We start from the raw sequence: 19350 nt of genomic DNA, 5'->3' as shown, positions 1-19350 counted from the left end.
AATAAAGTGGTAAACCTAACACCTACCGAGTTGGAACGCTATAGTCGCCAAATGTCGCTACCTAATTTTGGTGAATTGGCACAAAAGCGTTTAAAGTCAGCTACGGTTTTGGTAACTGGTGTTGGTGGATTAGGCGGTACGGCTGCACTTTATCTTGCTGTTGCAGGCGTAGGACGATTAATCCTGGTTAGAGGAGGTGACTTGCGGCTTGATGATATGAATCGTCAAATTCTCATGACTCACGACTGGGTAGGGAAGCCAAGGGTTTTTAAAGCTAAGGAAACTCTGCAAGCTATTAATCCCGATATTGAGATAGAAACGATTCACGATTACATCAATCCGGATAACGTAGACTCTTTGGTACAGCAAGCCGACATGGCTTTAGACTGCGCTCATAACTTTACCGAGCGTAATTTGTTAAATGAAGCTTGCGTTCGCTGGCGAAAGCCAATGGTAGAAGCTGCAATGGATTCGATGGAGGCTTATCTAACAACCATTATACCTGGTGTGACTCCCTGTCTATCATGTCTATTTCCGGAAAAACCCGATTGGGATAGACGTGCATTTTCAGTATTAGGTGTAGTTTCCGGTACTTTAGCTTGTCTCACTGCTTTGGAAGCTATCAAGTTAATCACCGGATTTAGTCAGCCTCTACTATCGCAGTTACTTACAATCGATTTTATCCGAATGGACTTTGCAAAACGTCGTTCTTATCGCGATCGCGAATGTCCGGTATGTGGAAACAGTGCCCCCTGGAGGTATTCGCAGTCTCAACCCCTCGAAACCACGGGTAAGATAAAATTCTAGGCTTCTACACCCCATCAATGTCGATGCAAGTGGCATTTTACATAGTTTAAAGTTTTGGTAATTTCAATATCGCTTCGATGATTGATTTATCGTTCCTTGAGCAAAACAACCATTATCTATTAGTACGGAGGAAGAACCGTGACCATTAGTTTGACAGAAACAGCAGCACAACGTCTAAATTCGTTTTTACAAGATACTGCAACAGGTGAAAACGCAAAACCTAAAGGTATCCGAGTCTCCGCTAAAGATGGTGGTTGTAACGGCTACGAATATGCAATGAATACTACCAGTAAGCCTGCTGCTGATGACTTGGTAGTTGAACAAGATGGCATAACAATTTATGTTGACGCAAAAAGTGCGCCGTTATTAGATGGAATGGTAATCGATTTTATCGAAGGGATGATGGAAAGCGGTTTTAAGTTTACTAATCCCAATGCAACCAGCACCTGCGGTTGCGGCAAGTCATTTGAAGCTGGTGACTGTACCCCATCGGGTACACCTTGCGATCAATAAATAGTTAGTAGTTAGTAGTTAGTAGCTAGTAGTTAGTTGTTAGTAGCTCGTGAGATTAGTAAGGTATTTATCTGCTTACAACTTCTTCACCGTAAGCTGTTTAAATAAGTTGCCCTTCATAAACTAACAACTAATAACTAATAACTAATAACTAACAACCACAAATTATACGCCGTTTGAGGAGAATCGAAACATGGCAAGTTACGAAGTTAGACTGATTAACAAAAAGGAAGATTTAGACACCACAATAGAAGTTGATGAAGAAACTACTATTTTAGAAGCAGCAGAAGAAGCAGGAGTTGAACTACCTTTCAGTTGCTCTGCTGGCTCTTGCTCTAGTTGTGTTGGTAAAGTCACTGAAGGTGAAATCGACCAATCCGACCAAAACTTTTTAGATGACGAGCAAATTTCCAAAGGATTTGCTTTACTTTGCGTCACCTATCCCCGCTCCAACTGCACAATTAAAACTCATCAAGAGCCTTATTTGGTGTAATTTTTTGACTTCATAATTTAATCATTACACGCTTATAATTTATTCAAAGTCGTAGCTTTAATTAGCTACGGCTTTTTTTATTGATTGCTAATTGGTAATCGGTAATTGCTAATTGAGTATAAGGAACCAGGTTATAAATTAGGAACTTAAATTTTAGCATTTATGTATAATTACCTTTGACCTTTAACCTTTAACCTATTACCCATTACCCATTACCCATCAATATTAGTAATTTAATTAATCCGTACCGACCATGACATCTGTTGCTTTGACTACCATATAAGCTTCTTTTCCTAAAGAAAGATGCATTTGGTCTGCTGATGATTTAGTAATTACTGAAACTACTTCTACCCCTGGTGCAATTTCTAAAGTTACCTCAGTGCTAACAACTCCGGGTATAATCTTTTTTACAGTTCCTTTTATGTTATTGCGAGCGCTAATTTTCATGGTGTTATTTTTGTTTAGTAATTTTATACTTAATAATCTTACCGTTTAGAAGATTATTGATATGATAATTTTCATCTTTTATTCACGATTAATCAATTATTCTTTACTGTAATTAACGGATATTCACTTTTTAAATATGTCGAAATTAAATGATAATCAATCTATAAATAAAGCTGCTCCTCGTAGCTGGTCAGATTATTACAAAGCTGTGGCGAATCGCCCTCCCAGAGAAACTTTACTCACTGCTTTAGCAAACTTTGAGCCAGAAAACGAGGCTGAACCAAGAACAGCTATAGATTTGGGGTGTGGAGAAGGTAGAGATACGGTGGAATTGCTGCGTCGGGGTTGGAAGGTTATCGCTATCGATAGCCAACAGGAGGCTATTGAGCGTTTAAAAAACCGTTGCGATAAGAAAACTGTAATAGAAACTCGTATAGCTCAGTTTGAAAATATTGATTTACCGTCGGATGTTGATTTAATCAATGCTAGTTTTAGTCTGCCGTTTTGCAAACCGGAGAATTTTCCCGAGTTGTGGCATAAAATCGTCTCTGGTTTAACTACTGGGGGTCGTTTTAGCGGTCATTTGTTCGGCGATCGCGATTCTTGGGCAGCCGATTCAACCATGAGTAATCATACTATGTCGCAGATCGAAGCACTTTTACAACCTTTTGAAGTGGAATTGCTCTCGGAAGAAGATCATCCCGGTAAAACTGCTTTAGGTCATGAAAAACATTGGCATATTTTTCACATTGTGGCACGTAAAAAATAATTCGTTAATCATAAATATCTGCTACTTGGTGTTTCTTAATTGAAAATGGATTTTGAGCAAATACCCTTTGAGGAAAGCGTTACCTCGCAGGGCATTTTTTTTATTCTCAATTAATTTTATTGAACTCGCTTTGTTTCTAATATACCTTCTTTTATATTTTATATTTTCTTTATTATTTATTGATTAAATGAACTATATTTTATAAACTAAAGATTACTAATTTTAAAAAATATTTTATGTTTATTTACTTTTAAGTAAATAGATATTAACTACGAAGTTTTATTAATTGTTCTTTGCTTCAACTCAAGAGAAAGATAATATGTATGTAAGCTAAATTGTTGTGAAGACACCGGCTTATACCATTTCTTTATAAAGATGCGCCATATTTAGCCAACGTAGGTTGGCTTTGTATTGGTAGCTCCAGCCTTCCAGGCTGAGAGCGATTCAGCGCAACCTCATACAGAATTGGTATTAGCTAATCAAAAACAATCAATACCTTTAATTAAGGCAATTAAATATTCAGACTTTATGCTTGAATCTTCTAGAAACTAAAGAGTTTCCTTAAACGACAAAAAAATTGGGAAAAAGCGTAAATCCTCTCCAAAAGTCTGGTTAATTCTTGTTACACAAGAAATTATTAATGTCTTTTACAAAGGTCTGGCAAATCTATATATTGTTGAGAAATAATTAAGGGCAGTCGTTACTGTGGCAGGATGCTTGTTCTCTAATTACAGCAATTAAGTAGATTTCAACATTAGAAAGCCGGAGCAGCAATAAGCACGTTAATTCCTTTGCTTGCTGAGTAAATATATTGGAGAGAAAGTCATGATGAAAGTAAGAGATATCATGAGCTTGAATGTAGCAACTATCCCTGGTTCAGCTACTGTAGCAGAAGCAGTAAGATTGTTAAGACTTACACAATTACGTGCATTAATCGTCGAACCTGCGACTTCAGAAGATACATATGGAATTGTAACCCAAAGCGATATTGCGATTAAAGTAATTGCTTTAGCTCGCGAGCCTGAAAGCGTTTTAGTTTCAGAAATCATGAGCAAGCCCTGCGTGGTTATAGATCCCGATTTAACTATAGAAAATGTAGCACGGCTGTTTGCTCAAACAGATATTTGGCGTGCTCCAGTTATTAAAGATGATTTAGTCGGAATTATCTCCGTCACCGATATTATCAACAAGGGTGATTTTGTTGCCAAGCAAAAACTTATATTTCTCAAAGCAGAATTGCACAAAGCAATATCCAATGCTCGCTCAATTTGCGGTACCTACGGTGTTTATTCCTTAGAAGCTGCCGACGCTTGGAAACTAGTAGACAAAATTGAAGCCGAAGCCATTGCTAACGGCGCACCAGTACCTGAAAAATCTGCAAGACATCAATTCGCTGAAGAGAGCAGAGTTGAAGATTTTGCTTTCAGTTAGCGGCTGCACTTGTAGATAATAAAATGTCCCAGCGTCGTTGCTGTGCGATAGGGCTACACCTCTATATACCTGGTTTTTTCCAGAATATTTATCAAGGCAGCACTTAAGACGGTAGGACATTTTATTTCTTGGATCTCCCTTGAGGAAAGTTTATCTGTCTGTGGTTAATCCCTTTATATTTGATAGTTAGTCATTAATTAAAGCCCGGTTTGTTGCTGAAACCGGGTTTTTCAGCTTTTGTCAAATTTTTATAGCGTTCGGTTACTGCAACTTTGAAAGAGTAAATTACAGTAAAACATGATTAATGTTGTAAATATTACGAATAATTTTCGTATATTAAATTACTAATTAGCCTGCCAATAGTAAATAATTTATATATTAGGTAAGAATAGTATCGGTTGCTTCTTTTTTTATATTAATTGTGTATATCATAGTTCTAGCTCAAAATGTAGATTCCCCGGATCTAAGAAATTGCTTTTTGATAGCGAACACCATCTAAGTAGGATTACAAACAGAAGTTTATGCTCAAAAATATAGATTTACATTTAATTTCCGATTTTGGCAGATTCGGTCTTGATGTCGATCTGAGCTTAAATAGTAAAATCTGTTTGAGCTATCGAGTAATTTCTAAAGGTAACATCACCCCAAATTCCATCATTAAGGAATGATTAGCGGCAACTCAAATTTTAGAATTTGCCCTTGCTAGTAATATTTTCATCACCAGACTATATGCCAACCCTAAATCATTTCATCTCAGGTTGCTGAAGAATCATAATTTTTGTTAGCTAAGTTCCGACAATAGTTTATCCATTACACCTATTGATTTCTGTCTTTTACCCGATGAACAAAAAACAATCAATAATGCTTATATCATCAACTATGTCTAAAATTGAATCTTTATTTATGTAAAGGTAAGGATTGAGTTAAGTATTGGTAATTGAGAGAAAAACGATAGGTTATCTATTCGTTAAACAAATGTTTTTTTAAATCATATACTAACTTTATTGATTGTATATGATTATAATAGTTGAGGAACTATTCAGTATATAAATATTCGGTTGTAAGTAAATATTCGTTGGCTAAATATATATTTAGCTAATTTTTTGGTTTTCTATTATTGTCTGTATGACAGTATTTTATGCAAACAGAAAATATAGAATATTTAGCTACAATTCGATATTTGGTTTATGGTATCGTGATTTGAGTTTGAAAGAATCAATAGACACCCCTTACAAATGAACAATAAGTATTTCTTTCAGAATGATGATTTGGGTCCGTTTCAACCTTCATCGGCTGATATTATATTGCGTCAGCAGTTAGAAAAGTCTCTGAGCAAGTTCTTCTACGAAAACTGCGATCGCAAAATTAGAGACTTGTTATCTGCGTGTCGATGGTATGTTACTACCCACACCTCTGCAATGACTTTGGTAATTGAATGTCCGGATCAAGTAACCAACTGGCGGATTTTGCAGAAAATGGTGCCGATGGCATCATTACTAAATAATGTTGCTAGTAATGCTAAGATTCGCGTTTGCCCTCCTAGTAGTGAAGGTATGCCTTTTGAAATGAGAGTGGATGAATTATCTGTTTATCAGGAAGATTCAGCTTAGAACGGTTTCGCCATATTCTGTATTGTTTCCGATGACTGCCTTAATTTGTTCAAATACCTTTGCAGCAGAGAGCTGTACGGCATGACTTAGCTCCCAGCCGAAATCAAGATTTGCTGCTTCAATTAAATAAACGGTAACGAGAGGAGGAAAATCATCTTTAAAGATTTTTTTTCCAGCAGCTATTGCATTATCCCAGCGAAAATCATGCAAGTTATAACTAGGTTCTGGTAGAGCTTCTAATTCTGTCCCTGGAAGTTTAAATACAGCACCTGGTTCGGAATTTGTCGAACTCGCATCAATAATTATTAGGTGCTTGCTACCTCTGGCTTTAAACATGACTTCCATCCCTGCGGTTCCGCAGTCGTAAACTTTCACATGGGGATGAGGATATGTGGCGAGATATTGCTGTAGGCGTTGGGCTACAATTACGCCTACGGCATCATCATTACGGTTAAGGTTTCCGCAACCAATAATTGTTAGGTTGTTTTGGTCATTGGTCATCTACAATCATTCTTTAATTACACTCAGAAGGGTAGGTCAGTATTGTGGTGACACGATGATTACATCAGATATGGATAAATATTTTGACAACTACAGATTTAAAAGAGATATAGCCTAACTTCTACAAAATTCTACGAAGAATTCTTAAGAAACCAGATTATCTAATTCATAGATTTTGTGTGTTTTCCTATTCTACATATTTTCAAGCAATATTTTTATGTTTTAGAAGAAAAAAATAAATTAATATTTTTATTAGCATACATATATTTTATTTTTGTATGCAGATTTACAAAAAAAATGTATTAAAAATAAGTCAGTAATTTGTAATTTGTAATTGGTAATATTGAATGATTTATAGTTCGGCGTTGCTGATTAAAAGTATGGCTAGCCCCCTAAACCCCCAATTCTGGGGAGAAATATATTTTAAAGTAGAACATACTTGGGGGATTTAGGGGCTGCTATTAAAGAGTAATCATAAATTCATATCTCAATTGGGCAACGCCTATCGTTTGTTGGTTGAATTATTGCTAGCAATACTACCGTCTGGCATTATGGTGTTGTGAAGAATAGCTCCTTCGAGGCTAGCATTAAGCGCTCCGGTTAAATCGACATTGCTTAAATCCACACCCTCAAAAGGAGTTTGCAGCAATTCAGCATTTTTCAAGTTAGCATTTACCATCAAGGCACCTTCGAGATTTGATTCGTAGAAAGTAGCTCCTTCGAGATTAGCTCCGGTAAAGTTAGCTGCTTCTGCGTCAGCACAATCAAACTTAGCACCTTGTAAATCAGCACCACTAAAGTTAGCAGCATTTAAAATAGCATCTGAGAATTCAGTACCTTGTAGATTCGCACCTCTAAAATCGGCACCGGTGAAATCAGAACTATATAAAATGCATTCTTCAATGAAATTAGCATTTCCCGAATCAGCCGCTCTGAAATTAGCAATATAAAGACAAGCATGGCGGAAATCAATCTCTTCGAGGTTGACACTTGATAAATGCTCGGAATTTTTCAGCTTAATTCGGCGAAAATCTCTTTCTCCTTTCTGATAGCGTCCGAGCAATTCTTTTGCAGTTATTTCTTCTCTAGAATCTGGATTTTCCATGATTTTATCGATTAATTTGTTTATTCGTATAAATTAGTAAAGACATAGCAGTGCTACGTCTCTACATTATGGATATGAACCGAATTATTAACTAACGCTGGTGGTATGTTCTTCTAGTAAAGCTTTAGCGCGGGGCTTGTAAAGTAGGTGGAATAGTGATTCGACATAACGTAGCATGTCTTCGCGGTTGTCTCCAGAAGCATAATTGTACAAGCTGTAAGTTTTGGCTAGAGATAACAAGCGGTTGCTGTGAATCTTCCAAGTATAGTTTTCGTAAACTCGCTCGATACCTTTTTGAGAAAATTCATTCCAGGTACTAGGGTTAAAGTCGCATTTGCTGAGAAATTCTAAAATTGTTTGCGCCATTTCCTGGTGATTGGTGGGATTTATATAAAATCCATTTACTTTGTCTTGAATAATTTCTAAAGGTCCCCCGAAGCGAGTTGCAAAGGTAGGAAGTCCGCTAATCATCGCTTCGAGTACAGTTAAACCGAAAGCTTCAAACAACGCTGGTTGAACAAAAATACCTTGGCGATCGCCGATTATCCGATAGATTTCTCCGGAGTCGCTTTTTGATAGCCGGACACCCAACCAGCGGATTTTACCTTGTAAGCTGTACTTGTCGATAATTTGGTAAAGTTTTTCAATCTCGTTGATTTCTTCGCTGTCTGTGGAATCTTCTGTACGAAGTTTTCCAGCGACTAAAATCAAATTGCACTGTTCTTGAAGTTGTTTACTTTTTCCAAAACACTCGGCTAAACCTGTAAGATTTTTGATTTTATCCAACCTTGCCATCGAGAAGATAGGACGCTTGCTGATGTCGGAAAGTTTACCAAAAACTTGAGTTGAATCTTCCAAAGTAAATAATAAATCTTCCAATCTTTCCCGGTTATCTAGCAATCTATCTTCAATTTTGGTGTAAGGAAAATAAACGTTTTCGTTGACACCGGGGGGAACTACATTAAATTTGGGATTTGTTAAATCGATGCCGCTAACTACATGGTAGAGTTTCGGCATCGTGAAAGATTGGTAAGACTCGTACTGTCCGGGGGTATGTTCGGTACCGATTATTTCTTGGTAAGTGCTGCTAACAACAAAATTAGCGGCATTCATGGCAATTAAATCGGCAGTAAACTGAAGTGAAAAATGGTACTGTTGTTCGAGGTCTTGCCAATTCAAATCGCTCTTATCGTACTTTGATTTTTCTAAGGCATGAGCGATAACGCACTGAGTGACATTCAACCGTCGCGATAATAAAAATGCAACTAAATTACCGTCAGTATAGTTACCAATGATTAAATCTGGCTTGCCTTCAAACTCTGCTAAAAGCTCGCGTTCGGAATCAGTAGCGAAGCTCTCTAAATAAGGATGAATTTCAAAACGGGAAATCCAATTTTGGGTAATTTCTGGTTGAGACTCGCGGAAGGGAACTCGTAAAATCCAGCAGTTATCAGAACCGTATATTTTTTCTAAGCGTTGATTGCAGTTGGTATCTTCGCTATTCGGAATCAAACGTGTAAGTACAATAATTTTAGGTTCGATTTTACCGATTACATCAAGTCCACCAAGCTTGGCATTTTCCTCGATCTGTTTTTCTAATTCCTTTACCTGATCGAGAACATAAACGACTTGTCCGCCAGTATCAGGTCTGCCTAAAACACCTTCTTGCCCGAACCATCCGTGGGGAGAAGTTACTAAAACATTGAAAATTAACGGAATTCGGGACATGAATTTTTCTAGTATTTCATGGTCAGCTGAGTCAATCAACTGGTTTAGCAATTCTAAAGTTTCCCTGGCTCTTTGTGCTGTATTTCCCCAACCGGGTTCAAAACCAAAGCTTCGTAATTCAAAGCGAAAGTTTTCATAAGAAGTGCGATTGGGATATTTTTCTAAAAGGTCAATGACTCGTTTTACCTTTTCAGATAGCTGAGATTTACTTTTAATTCGTTCGTTGATTAATAACTGTTGACCTTTGTATTTGTGCAGCCTCAGAAAGTTAAACAAAGACTCTTGCCAAGTGCCGCAATTATCATCAAATAATTTGTTAGATAAATAGCGATTGAGGTAATCAACACCATTGCCGATTTTTTTTGCAGAAGGCAGGCTAATAGAGGAATCATAAAAAGGCTGAAAATCTATTTTCAACAACTCCTCATCTTGAGAGGAACTAGAATCAACCAGTTTATCTCGTAAATTTAATAACTCATCAATACTTATACATTCTACCGTCATATCATCCAACAAACGATAAGCTTCCTGAGTAGCAATCTTTGGACGAATGACTAAGTAAATATTTTCCTTGTCTAAAATTATTTCTTGAGTTGAGTAAATTAACCTAGCTAACACTGAATCGCGATATAAATCCTTATTATCTTCGTTAGTATCGCAATATTTATAAAACGCAATCAAAATATCGTTACGAAGTAGATAACGCTTTGCTGATTGACGTAAAGAAAAAGCAAATTCACGTAAATTGTGTTTTTCCTGACTATCTATTACGTTTTGAATTAAATTAGACATTTTTAATTTTCCGTCAATAAATTGCTGAAATTGTTGGTCAAAAATTGAAAAGTAGATATACCAAAATTAAGGTAAATGCAGCACTAGCATTACACCCAGAACAAACGCTATTAACAACAAGCATTTGCAGGATTATATTTATCTTCTTTGAAGGAATTATTCTTGCTTCAAGAAGCGAAAACCTGTTAATTTTCTATGCCGCCAGAGAATAAACTGTCCGACAGCATTAAACTCAATCCGAACAGATTCAATGTGATGATTTCTTAATTGGTTTTAACTGACTTAAGTGTAAATAGTCAACGTTTTAATAAAAGTTTAAAGATTCACTTATAGTAGTTATACGAACAGCATTCACCGTCTTATTTACCTCAGAGAGGAACAAAAAGCTTACAGGTAAAAAGTCTGTAATCCTTTGAGAGCAGGCTGTTGACTATAATTAATTGCTTGAGAGCTAATTCAATTAACAAATATTATCGCTCTTTTTAACACGAATTTATCAATACATACAACTGTGGAAAACAACTAACTAAATTTAATATTTTCTTATTAATTAGTTAAAGATACTGATTTAATCAGAAAACCTAGCTTTTATTCGTAAAAGCTAGGTTTATAATTCTTTTGGTAGAGAATTTGTATACTTATACCGATAATTTTACGTTATGTTCTTGAGCAATTTGAACAAGTTTATTAAATTGCTCTTCGGAAGCTTTATTTAATAATTCTTCGGCTTGTGTTTCATTATTTCCTTCACTAGGAAACAAATGCTTAACGTAAAGCGAAACAAAATCAACCATTGCGGCTAAACCAGATAAGGAATGATTATCAGCTTTCTTGCCTGCAAATGTTGCTACCAATCCAGTTCTAATGTCCTTCCTTGTTATATCCATAAATTGACCGACAATTTCTGGAATATAATCCGCAGTAGACAAGTTTTCTAGTTTTGTTTCATTAGGAGTAAATTCGTATCCCGCTTCCCTTGCATGTTGAGTCACGCACCATTGAGTAAACTCTTGAAGTACTTTCTCTGGAAGATTGGGGAGATGTTCGTGTAATGCTGTGTTCGACATAATTTAGTATTTGGGAATAGGATATGGGGCATGGGGCATAGGGCGTAGGGCATAGGGGAATGAAAATAGTTAGTAATTAGGAGTGACGAGTTAAGAATGACGATTTTTCTTATCCCGTTATCTTCTCGTCCTAAAAGTTTCTTTTCTTTATCCCCTTGTCTCCATATTTTTCTTATCAATGCCCAATGCCCCATGCCCAAAACTTTTTAAGCTGTCCGAAAACGCGCTAATTCTTCACCCGTTTTTGCATCGTGAGCGTGGACGGTACATACCAAACAAGAATCGAACGAACGAGCTACATGACCAACTTCGACTGGATCTGTTGAGTCAAAGATAGGGGTACCGATTAAAGCTTCTTCAATGGGACCGCGTTTTCCTTCACTGTCGCGAGGCCCAATATTCCAAGTTGAAGGAGCCATAATTTGATAATTTTTAATCTTGCCACCTTCAATATCTATCCAATGACATAAAGCTCCTCTTGATGCCTCGGTAGCACCCCAACCGCGTCCGTCTTGTTCTTTTGGCTTGATATACCAGGGGTCATTCAAACGAAATTCTCGCAAACAACGTTCCGCTTGACGGTAAAGCTTAACAACTTCGTGGACTCTGGCTAATTGACGTACATGGATACTAGCACCACCCATTTGCTTGAAAGCATCAAGGATAAATCCATCATAGTGTTGCCAAGTTTCACCGTGAGTACCACCCGCTACCAATTGACGAGCCAACGGGCCTGCTTCCAAACGTCCGTAATCTACATGAGTTACCGCAGTTCCCCAAGAATATTCATTCTCAAAATCTTTAACGTTGTTTTGAGTAGGTCGAGTATTACGGTCGTAAGGATGAACGTCCCCTGCACCTTCGTTATACCAAGAGTGAGAAGTATTTTCGCGGACAAAACCATGATTCATCGGAACATGAGTATCCGTAAAACTGTCGTATACTCCGCTTTTCATAATGAGAGCCGCATTTCGACCTTCAACCGTAGGGTGTTGATACTTTACTTCGTGAGGTAAGTATCCCCAGGTAACATATTTACCCAAACCCTGACCATATTTATGTAAACCGATATCCAAACCCATGCGCCAATAAAAACCCAAGTCAGAATTTGCATGATTGGGATTTTCATCCAGCCAATTCATAAAATCCTCATAGGTTTGGATTTCTTCATAACGTTCTAAAGAGCAACCCAACCAAACTGGTTCGAGCCAATTAGTCCGAAAATATTCCAAAATCGACCAAGCGCGGGTTACGTCGGTTAAAGTCGGAGCGCACATTACTCCACCAGGCACCATATAACTGCTGTGGGGCCATTGTCCGCCAAACAAAGCGTAAATTTCCACCGGCTTACTAGAAACAGTTACCCCAATTTCATAAGACTTACCCGTAAAAGGAGCAAAACGGCGACAAGCTTCTTGATAGAAATGACTGTGCTGATACTTTTTATTAGTTAAATCAATCGCAAACAGTCCATAGAAATAGCGAGGAATACTCTGTATAGTCTCGACAATCTGACCGATATTTCTCGCCAAAATCGCATTGCGGGGAACTTCGGTTTTCCAAGCGGTATCTAAAGCCCAAGCCGCACTAGTTAAATGGGAAGCCCCGCAGATACCGCAGACTCTTGGTGTGACAATTAACCCAGCCTGTGGATCTTTACCTTTAAGGATAACTTCAAATCCGCGAAATAATTCCGCATGAGTCCAAGCGTTGACGACTTGCCCATCATCAATATCAACTCTTACATCTAAATCCCCCTCAACTCTACCGAGAGGCGAAATGTCTAATGTTTGTATTCCCATAAGTTAGTAGTTAATTGTTAGTTGTTAGTTGTTAGTAGGGAGTAGAGAGTAGGGAATTATAAAAATATTTGTAGTGGGAGCATCCTGCTCCCTTATTTTTTGCTTTCCAATGCCCCATGCCCTATTCCCGATCCCCAATTCCCAAATTTTAGACCGTAAAAAAGTCTTCTTCTGCCCAAGCTGGCATTGAATCTTTAGCCGCCATTGTTAAAACGGCATAATCTTTCTTGTTGACTCCTGTTGGTAAATCTTTAGGAACGCCAAGTACTGTCTGAGTTTTAAATACGGTGCCTGGTTTTAAATCATAGAAAGGAAATTCTGGTTCGGTACATCCCAAACATGGAACTCCAGCGCGGGTTTTTGATGAGACTCTATTCCACAAGATGCGATTGCAGGAAGAGTGTGTCATCGGGCCGCGACACCCGATATCGTAAAATAGGCATCCTTTACGTTGAGCGAATTCTGTGCTGGATGCTTTGTAGGCAAAGTGGATATTTCTTGTTTATTCATTTAATCTACGGTGCTATTTTACCGTAAAATGTTTACTATGAACTTGTTTGAAGGACTAATAGTTCAAATAAAACATTAATTAAAATAGTAAACAATTAGTAAAATAATGGAAGATATACAAGATAAAGTTTTTGCTGATTTTGAAGTTCCAACTACTTGCGACGGTTCTTATAGAGGAATGAAAAAAATAGCAGATGCTACTCAGAAACACTTTGAGATGAAGTTGAATCAAGAATTAGACCAAATCAATTCCAGGCTTAAGTCTGGTAAAACTAAGGTAAGCTTAGTTTCTATTGGAGGAGGTATACAGCTTAGAGCTACTCTACCTTTAAAACCTGGTGATACCCATAAACAGGGTAGGAGTAGAAGACAATACACCATAAGCTTGGGAATTCCAGCAAATTTTGATGGTTTAAAAACTGCTGAAGAAGAAGCTTATGAGTTAGGTAAGTTAATTGCTCGTCAGACTTTTACCTGGACTGATAAATATCTAGGGGTTAATACAAAAAGAAATCAAGGAATCACTTTTAGAGAGTTTTATGAAATGTTTGAAAAACTTTATTTTCAGAATCGAAAAAAAACTCGTAAAAGTATAGGAACTATACAAGGACATAAAAAAGTATATAGACAAAGATTTTTAAGTGATTTATCAATTACTAAGAATAACTTTAGAGAATTAATTTTGAAAGCCGATACTTACTCAACAAGAATTAAGGCAATTTCTGTAGCATCTATTGTTTGCAACCTATTAGATATATCTGTTGATTTTTCTGATTTATTCCTAGAAAAGCAAGTTAAGCAAAGATATATACCATCTGATGATGAGATACAAGTTTATGCTTCGCAATTTAAAAAGCATTACGAGTCGGCTAAATTTATCGAGCAAGCCAGAAAAGACAGATGGAAAATATATCAATTTTTCTATGGTTTAATCGCTGTATACGGATTAAGACCTAGAGAAATAATCAATGACTCGAATTTGTATTGGTTAATATCTCCTGACAATAAGAATAGCACTTTCAAAGTGGGAAGTGATAATAAAACAGGTTATAGGGAAGTTTTCCCTTTTGTACCTGAGTGGATTGAGCTTTTTGAGTTAAAAAATCAATCAGTTTTCGATTGGGTTAAAAAAGATTTTTTCTGTGATGGTGATAATGAAAAACAGCGAAGAAAAATAGATTTAATTTCTAGAAATTTTAGAATAGTAGGTATTCCATTTACACCATACGATTTACGTCATGCTTGTGCAATTAGAGCGCATTTACAAGGAATACCTATTAAAGCCGCAGCAGATAATTTAGGTCATTCTGTTGAAATGCATACTAAAGTTTATCAAAAATGGTTTGGATTAGAAAATAGAAGAAAAGCTTTCAACCAAGCATTTGAAGAAATAAGCGAGGTAGAGCAGTTAAAATATAAATTACGATTAGCTACAGAAAGAATAACTGAGTTAGAGCTAGAAAATAGTAGATTGCGCTTATGTATTCCATTTAAGTAAGATTGAATATATTATAACTAAATCTATAAGAGTGACCTAGTATAATGGTCATTTTTTTTATTCTTATATTTTTTAAATTAGACAGTATAGATAATTTTATGTACATATACTTACCATTATTTAATTTATTTTTTTGAAGGAGTATTTAGTAAATATTTAGTAAATATTGAGTAAAAAAAATATTAATTAGATTCGGCTTTTAAAGTTGATTTGACTTTCTGAACATGACTTTTTTTAGCCAACTATTAATCAAGTGATTATCTTAAATCTCTGCAATCTTTATATATTAATAGCTTTAGCTTAGTAAGTGAATAATTCTTGTACAACCAGTCTGCGTAAATGTATTAAAGAAGGTTTGGGGACGATGCAGGTCATCAAGAACAATATCGCCGATTCTACCAGTTGCGATCGCGACCAAAATTTGAGTAATCCAGTCCGGGTGAGCTGGGCAACCAGGAATATTTATCACGGGTAAACCAGACTTGGCTCGAAAGTCTTTACCTAAAAATCCCCCTTCTTCTCTCCTCAGATATTGCAACCCCATTGATTCGGTGGGATTTGGTGCCATTGAGGGAATTCCTCCCCAGCAAGCACAGTCACCCACCGCTACAACAAAATTGGCAACTTGAGCCAAATCGCTCAACCAATCTTTCATAGGACGATCTGCGAAGCGATTCCATTCTCCAGTACCGTTGGGACCATTAATTACAGTACCTTCAAAAACTAGAACGTCCAGAGGTTTTTTACCTAAAAGACATTCCCACAACATTGTTTGTAATTCGATACCCAACTCTAAGCCTAAAGATGGGTGCCATAGCATATTAACGCCAAAGTCAGTTACTAAATCGACCGCTGTTGGTTCTTCGGCGTTTAGAAATGACATAGTATATTCTCTATAAAACAAAAAAACAGAAACTAAATTGTCATGAATCAAAGATGGTTTTACGGTCGAGTATCTAGTATCGAGCAGCAAGAAGACAGAGATGCGTTAAGAAAACAATTGGAAAGAGGCAAAAATTCCGGATGCGCGCGTTTTTATTGGGATATTCAAAGTCGTACCACTGAAGTTCGCGAAGGGCTACAACAACTGATCGATGATTTGAAAGTAGCAACTAAAGGTAGGGTTAGGGAACTTGTGGTAACGAGAATTGACCGCATCGGTAGTTCTTCCAAATTATTTTACGCCTTAATGGAAGTATTACGGAGTAAAAATATAAAGTTAATAGCTCTCGACCAAACTATTGATACAGAAAGTTTGGGTGGGGAATTAACTGTGGATATTTTGCTCGCAGCATCCAAATTTGAGATAAAAATGTTATCCAGTCGCGTCAGTGCCGAACGCAAGCATCGAATGGCACAAAGAAAAAGCCATAGGTTTGCTCCTTTGGGATGGAAGGTGGTTAACGATAGCTATGTCAGAGATGAAAGTTGGTGTGTTTGTTTGTTGGAAGGAAAGCGATGTTTTCGAGTTTGGGAATTAGCTTTATTTATTTTTCAAGTGTTTAATCAATGTGGTAGCGTCCGTAAAACCTGCGACACTCTGAATAAAATGTTTGGCACTCTTAATAAAGTAGAAGCTCGAAGCCGTAAGAAAACTAGCAAGCACGTAATCGATAGAGAAAATCTAGAAGTCGCTGATTTTTCGTCAAGTAAGAAGAGTACTTTTAAAAGATATCCTTGGGGAAGTCTACAATGGTCTGCATCTGGATTAAAGAATTTTTTGGTTAATCCTGTTAACGCTGGGGGAACTCCTTTTAACGTGACAACTAAAAGTCCATCGGGAAAGCAATTAAATCATTTTGATCGATGGGATTGTAATTGGGATACCCATGAAGGGATTATTAGCCGCGAGCAGCACGAACAAGTTAAAAAGACTATTCGCTCTAATGCTAATAATCGTTGGGTTGGTAGCAAAAGAGTCAATGCTTTCGCCAATTTATTAAAATGCTCTAACTGCGGGGGAGCATTGACTCGGACATCCGGACAACTTAAAAGGGGAGGTAACTTAATCCACTATTATCAATGCAGTTATTTTCCCTTGGGAAGATGCAACCGGAAAGAAATGATTCGCAGCGATAATCTCGACGAACAAATTGCAGATTTACTAGTAAAAGAAGCTACTAGACTGGCTGGGATGGTGAGTTTAGAGTCAGAGAAACGTGAAGAACCCCCAGAAGTTAAAGAATTGAGGGAGACTTTAGCAGGATTGGAAAAATTAGCCAATAATCCCTTTGTCGAAAAAGCGAAAGATGGCATTCGCGAACAAATAGCTAGTATTCTCACCCTGGACGAAAAGGTAACGACACGCAGTTTATTAGTAAGAGAAGAATTATCCCAAATGTTTTGCGATCGCGAATTTTGGGAAACTAGGACACCAGATGATAAGAAGCGGATACTAAACAGGTTTGTTCGTCGCATTATTATTGACAAACGAGTTGTTGCAGGGATTGAGTTTCTCTAATTCCCTTTTTTTAACTAGTTCGCGCCATTCTTTAAGTTGTCTTGTCCAAAATTCTTTATCGGTTTCTATTTGCATGTGGCTTGGCGCTTTCTCAATTCAATATTAGATTAACTCTAAATGTGAAATTTTTTGTTAAAAGTGAACTATGTAATTTTTTGATTGGAAAATGAGTATTGTTTGTATCGCAGTGGACAGTATTAGAATATAAAACTTGAATGAATCAATACTCACTATCAAAGACAAAAACTCAACTTTAAGCAAAAGTGTATATTTCTTCACTTACGGAAAATATATAAATAAAATTATGAGAATTACTATCAACAGCAATCCTGCTAATCTGCCATCAAATCTTTGACTTCATAATCTTAATTAAGCTTGCTCTTAGCCGTTTACCTAAAAGTGCAAGCCAATAATTAAACGTATCTATCTTCTGTTATAAACGAAGTAAGTACCACCGGAGGAATAAGGTTTGAGCGGTAATGTATTTTTTGAAACTTCACCACCTGAGTTTAAAACTCATTAAATAAAAAAATAATATTTTGAGACGCTTAGCACATACCCCAAGGTTGCGCCGGAGGTACTTAAAATATTTCAGTCCTTTTTTGAATTTATTTTATACTTTAAAAACTAAAAGAGCTAGGAAAAAATATCTATTGATACTTCAATCCATAAAAGATATATTGAGAATTATTAGCAATAGATATGTAACTAATTTACTGAGAGTTTATTTATTCGAGTTTTTTAGAATCATCTATATTTTAGTTGCAATAATTACTATTTAGACAATATTAAATAAGTAATGGTGGTTGTTCTTAAGATGGAATAAGGAGTGAAATATGAGCATATCGCAAATTTGTATAGAACAGCACGAAAAAGAATCGAAAAAACTAAATAAATTTCTGGTCTATTGTTTTGCGGCTTCAATTGTAGCTCATATAATCGGTATTATTTTCTTACCATATTTATTTAAGGAAAAAGAATTCGTCGAAGCAGATGAACCGATTGAAATTATTGTTATTGACGAACCAGAACAAGAAAAACCACCGACTTCAGAACCATCGGTAAAACCTGAAGAAACTTCTCCAGTTGAACAATCGCAATCAGTCGCTCAAATTACTCAAACTCCTCAAGATACTCAAACGACATTAATAGAACCACCAGAGCAAGCAATCATACAACCACCTGTTGTTAAACCAGAAATAACAAATTCCGAAACAGTTGCTAAACCAAAGGTAGAGTCTCCGGATATTCAATCTGACATCAAAGAAGATATTCCCAAAAATATAGAAAAGAAGCTAGAAGAATCACCCGAAAAACCAGTCTCAGAAGCATCAAAACCCGATACTCCCATTCCTACAGATACAATTGCAGATAATACCGATAACTCTTCACCTGTAATATCTGGAGAATCTCCTGACGATGAGACTTCACCATCGGATGAAAATCCTGGTTATATTAGAAATAACGAAGGAAATCGTACTATCGAAAAACCAATTAACTCAAAACCTATTGATGAAGGTTCTGGTAATAGTAGTGAAAATTCTCGAATTATTGCAGACGGAGGAAATACAAACACTGGAAGTATAAGCAATGATGATATTGAAGGTTCTCCAGCACTATCAAGTCCTGGTTCTATAACAAGAAATTCAGGGAAAATCAACCCCAGCCAAAACGTACTCCAAAACCTTTAACACCTCTAAAACCCACAACTCCGAAACCTAAAACACCTCCAAAACCTGTAACTCCACTAAAACCTGTAACTCCACCAAAACCTAAAACACCTCCAAAACCTAAAACACCTCCAAAACCTGTAACT

General features: G+C 36.7%; 16 protein-coding genes and 2 pseudogenes. 10 read left to right on the top strand and 8 right to left on the bottom strand.

All coding sequences use genetic code 11. The features are described from left to right. Window positions 1–6 precede the first annotated feature (6 nt). The 3 genes from RIV7116_RS30050 (at window position 7) to RIV7116_RS30040 (ending at window position 1813) form a co-directional block, all read left to right on the top strand. Window positions 7–807: a HesA/MoeB/ThiF family protein gene (locus RIV7116_RS30050; protein ID WP_015122113.1), complete on the top strand. Its 801-nt coding sequence runs from the start codon at window positions 7–9 to the stop codon at window positions 805–807. A gap of 138 nt (window positions 808–945) precedes the next feature. Then, window positions 946–1320, top strand: coding sequence for an iron-sulfur cluster assembly accessory protein (locus tag RIV7116_RS30045; RefSeq protein WP_015122112.1), 375 nt, complete (start codon window positions 946–948; stop codon window positions 1318–1320). Between the two features lie 193 nt (window positions 1321–1513). Next, window positions 1514–1813: a 2Fe-2S iron-sulfur cluster-binding protein gene (locus RIV7116_RS30040; RefSeq protein ID WP_015122111.1), complete on the top strand. Its 300-nt coding sequence runs from the start codon at window positions 1514–1516 to the stop codon at window positions 1811–1813. A 237-nt stretch (window positions 1814–2050) separates the two neighbouring features. Here RIV7116_RS30040 and RIV7116_RS30035 read toward each other — a convergent pair whose 3' ends face one another. Next, window positions 2051–2260 (bottom strand): molybdopterin-binding protein, encoded by a 210-nt coding sequence (locus RIV7116_RS30035; protein ID WP_015122110.1) that lies wholly within the window; start codon window positions 2258–2260, stop codon window positions 2051–2053. Window positions 2261–2396: 136 nt separating this feature from the next. Here RIV7116_RS30035 and RIV7116_RS30030 point away from each other — a divergent pair, with 136 nt between their 5' ends. From RIV7116_RS30030 to RIV7116_RS30020, 4 genes are all read left to right on the top strand, one after another. Continuing rightward, on the top strand, window positions 2397–3029 hold the full coding sequence (locus RIV7116_RS30030; protein WP_015122109.1) for a trans-aconitate 2-methyltransferase: 633 nt from the start codon (window positions 2397–2399) through the stop codon (window positions 3027–3029). A gap of 828 nt (window positions 3030–3857) precedes the next feature. Continuing rightward, window positions 3858–4460, top strand: coding sequence for a CBS domain-containing protein (locus tag RIV7116_RS30025; protein WP_198287650.1), 603 nt, complete (start codon window positions 3858–3860; stop codon window positions 4458–4460). 521 nt (window positions 4461–4981) lie between these two features. Further along, window positions 4982–5128: a hypothetical protein gene (locus RIV7116_RS36160; RefSeq protein WP_157229352.1), complete on the top strand. Its 147-nt coding sequence runs from the start codon at window positions 4982–4984 to the stop codon at window positions 5126–5128. Between the two features lie 567 nt (window positions 5129–5695). Continuing rightward, window positions 5696–6070 carry a hypothetical protein gene (locus RIV7116_RS30020; RefSeq protein ID WP_015122107.1) on the top strand — a complete coding sequence of 125 codons (375 nt, stop codon included), beginning with the start codon at window positions 5696–5698 and terminating at the stop codon, window positions 6068–6070. Here the strand turns inward: RIV7116_RS30020 and RIV7116_RS30015 are convergent. The 6 genes and pseudogenes from RIV7116_RS30015 to RIV7116_RS29990 all read right to left on the bottom strand — a co-directional run. Beyond that, entirely contained in the window at window positions 6062–6571 is a 510-nt protein-coding gene (locus RIV7116_RS30015) for a hydrogenase maturation protease (RefSeq protein WP_015122106.1), read from the bottom strand. The genes RIV7116_RS30020 and RIV7116_RS30015 overlap by 9 nt on opposite strands. Window positions 6572–7073: 502 nt before the next feature. Then, window positions 7074–7676, bottom strand: a complete 603-nt coding sequence (locus RIV7116_RS30010; RefSeq protein WP_015122105.1) for a pentapeptide repeat-containing protein — start codon at window positions 7674–7676, stop codon at window positions 7074–7076. Between the two features lie 87 nt (window positions 7677–7763). Continuing rightward, the gene (locus RIV7116_RS30005) at window positions 7764–10196 is read right to left on the bottom strand and encodes a sucrose synthase (protein ID WP_015122104.1); all 2433 of its coding nucleotides are present in this window, start codon (window positions 10194–10196) and stop codon (window positions 7764–7766) included. Between the two features lie 638 nt (window positions 10197–10834). Continuing rightward, complete coding sequence (locus RIV7116_RS30000) at window positions 10835–11263, bottom strand: hypothetical protein (RefSeq protein WP_015122103.1); 429 nt, start codon at window positions 11261–11263, stop codon at window positions 10835–10837. A gap of 206 nt (window positions 11264–11469) precedes the next feature. After that, window positions 11470–13065, bottom strand: coding sequence for a nickel-dependent hydrogenase large subunit (locus RIV7116_RS29995; RefSeq protein ID WP_015122102.1), 1596 nt, complete (start codon window positions 13063–13065; stop codon window positions 11470–11472). A gap of 148 nt (window positions 13066–13213) precedes the next feature. Beyond that, a pseudogene (locus RIV7116_RS29990) lies at window positions 13214–13567 on the bottom strand (hydrogenase); the annotation flags it as partial. A gap of 225 nt (window positions 13568–13792) precedes the next feature. Between RIV7116_RS29990 and RIV7116_RS29985 the strand changes: the two are divergent. Further along, window positions 13793–15073, top strand: a complete 1281-nt coding sequence (locus RIV7116_RS29985) for a site-specific integrase (RefSeq protein WP_232435739.1) — start codon at window positions 13793–13795, stop codon at window positions 15071–15073. Between the two features lie 307 nt (window positions 15074–15380). On the opposite strand, the pseudogene RIV7116_RS29980 reads toward RIV7116_RS29985, so the two are convergent. After that, a pseudogene (locus RIV7116_RS29980) lies at window positions 15381–15956 on the bottom strand (hydrogenase); the annotation flags it as partial. Between the two features lie 42 nt (window positions 15957–15998). On the opposite strand from RIV7116_RS29980, the gene xisF reads away from it, so the two are divergent. Then, complete coding sequence (gene xisF / locus RIV7116_RS29975) at window positions 15999–17534, top strand: fdxN element excision recombinase XisF (RefSeq protein WP_015122099.1); 1536 nt, start codon at window positions 15999–16001, stop codon at window positions 17532–17534. 836 nt (window positions 17535–18370) lie between these two features. Further along, the gene (locus RIV7116_RS29970; RefSeq protein WP_015122098.1) at window positions 18371–19225 is read left to right on the top strand and encodes a hypothetical protein; all 855 of its coding nucleotides are present in this window, start codon (window positions 18371–18373) and stop codon (window positions 19223–19225) included. Window positions 19226–19350: the final 125 nt, after the last annotated feature.

Origin of the sequence: Rivularia sp. PCC 7116, from assembly GCF_000316665.1 — a bacterium.
Taxonomy (GTDB): Bacteria; Cyanobacteriota; Cyanobacteriia; order Cyanobacteriales; family Nostocaceae; genus Rivularia.
This window is presented reverse-complemented; position numbering and strand designations above follow the sequence as displayed.

Bases quoted from the DNA above. Each gene is read 5' to 3' on its own strand.
- RIV7116_RS36160 (WP_157229352.1), top strand. From the start codon at position 4,982: ATGCTCAAAAATATAGATTTACATTTAATTTCCGATTTTGGCAGATTC.
- RIV7116_RS30040 (WP_015122111.1), top strand. From the start codon at position 1,514: ATGGCAAGTTACGAAGTTAGACTGATTAACAAAAAGGAAGATTTAGAC.
- RIV7116_RS30015 (WP_015122106.1), bottom strand. From the start codon at position 6,571: ATGACCAATGACCAAAACAACCTAACAATTATTGGTTGCGGAAACCTT.
- xisF (WP_015122099.1), top strand. From the start codon at position 15,999: ATGAATCAAAGATGGTTTTACGGTCGAGTATCTAGTATCGAGCAGCAA.
- RIV7116_RS29970 (WP_015122098.1), top strand. From the start codon at position 18,371: ATGAGCATATCGCAAATTTGTATAGAACAGCACGAAAAAGAATCGAAA.
- RIV7116_RS30020 (WP_015122107.1), top strand. From the start codon at position 5,696: ATGAACAATAAGTATTTCTTTCAGAATGATGATTTGGGTCCGTTTCAA.
- RIV7116_RS30005 (WP_015122104.1), bottom strand. From the start codon at position 10,196: ATGTCTAATTTAATTCAAAACGTAATAGATAGTCAGGAAAAACACAAT.
- RIV7116_RS30025 (WP_198287650.1), top strand. From the start codon at position 3,858: ATGAAAGTAAGAGATATCATGAGCTTGAATGTAGCAACTATCCCTGGT.
- RIV7116_RS30030 (WP_015122109.1), top strand. From the start codon at position 2,397: ATGTCGAAATTAAATGATAATCAATCTATAAATAAAGCTGCTCCTCGT.
- RIV7116_RS29985 (WP_232435739.1), top strand. From the start codon at position 13,793: ATGAAGTTGAATCAAGAATTAGACCAAATCAATTCCAGGCTTAAGTCT.
- RIV7116_RS30000 (WP_015122103.1), bottom strand. From the start codon at position 11,263: ATGTCGAACACAGCATTACACGAACATCTCCCCAATCTTCCAGAGAAA.
- RIV7116_RS29995 (WP_015122102.1), bottom strand. From the start codon at position 13,065: ATGGGAATACAAACATTAGACATTTCGCCTCTCGGTAGAGTTGAGGGG.
- RIV7116_RS30010 (WP_015122105.1), bottom strand. From the start codon at position 7,676: ATGGAAAATCCAGATTCTAGAGAAGAAATAACTGCAAAAGAATTGCTC.
- RIV7116_RS30035 (WP_015122110.1), bottom strand. From the start codon at position 2,260: ATGAAAATTAGCGCTCGCAATAACATAAAAGGAACTGTAAAAAAGATT.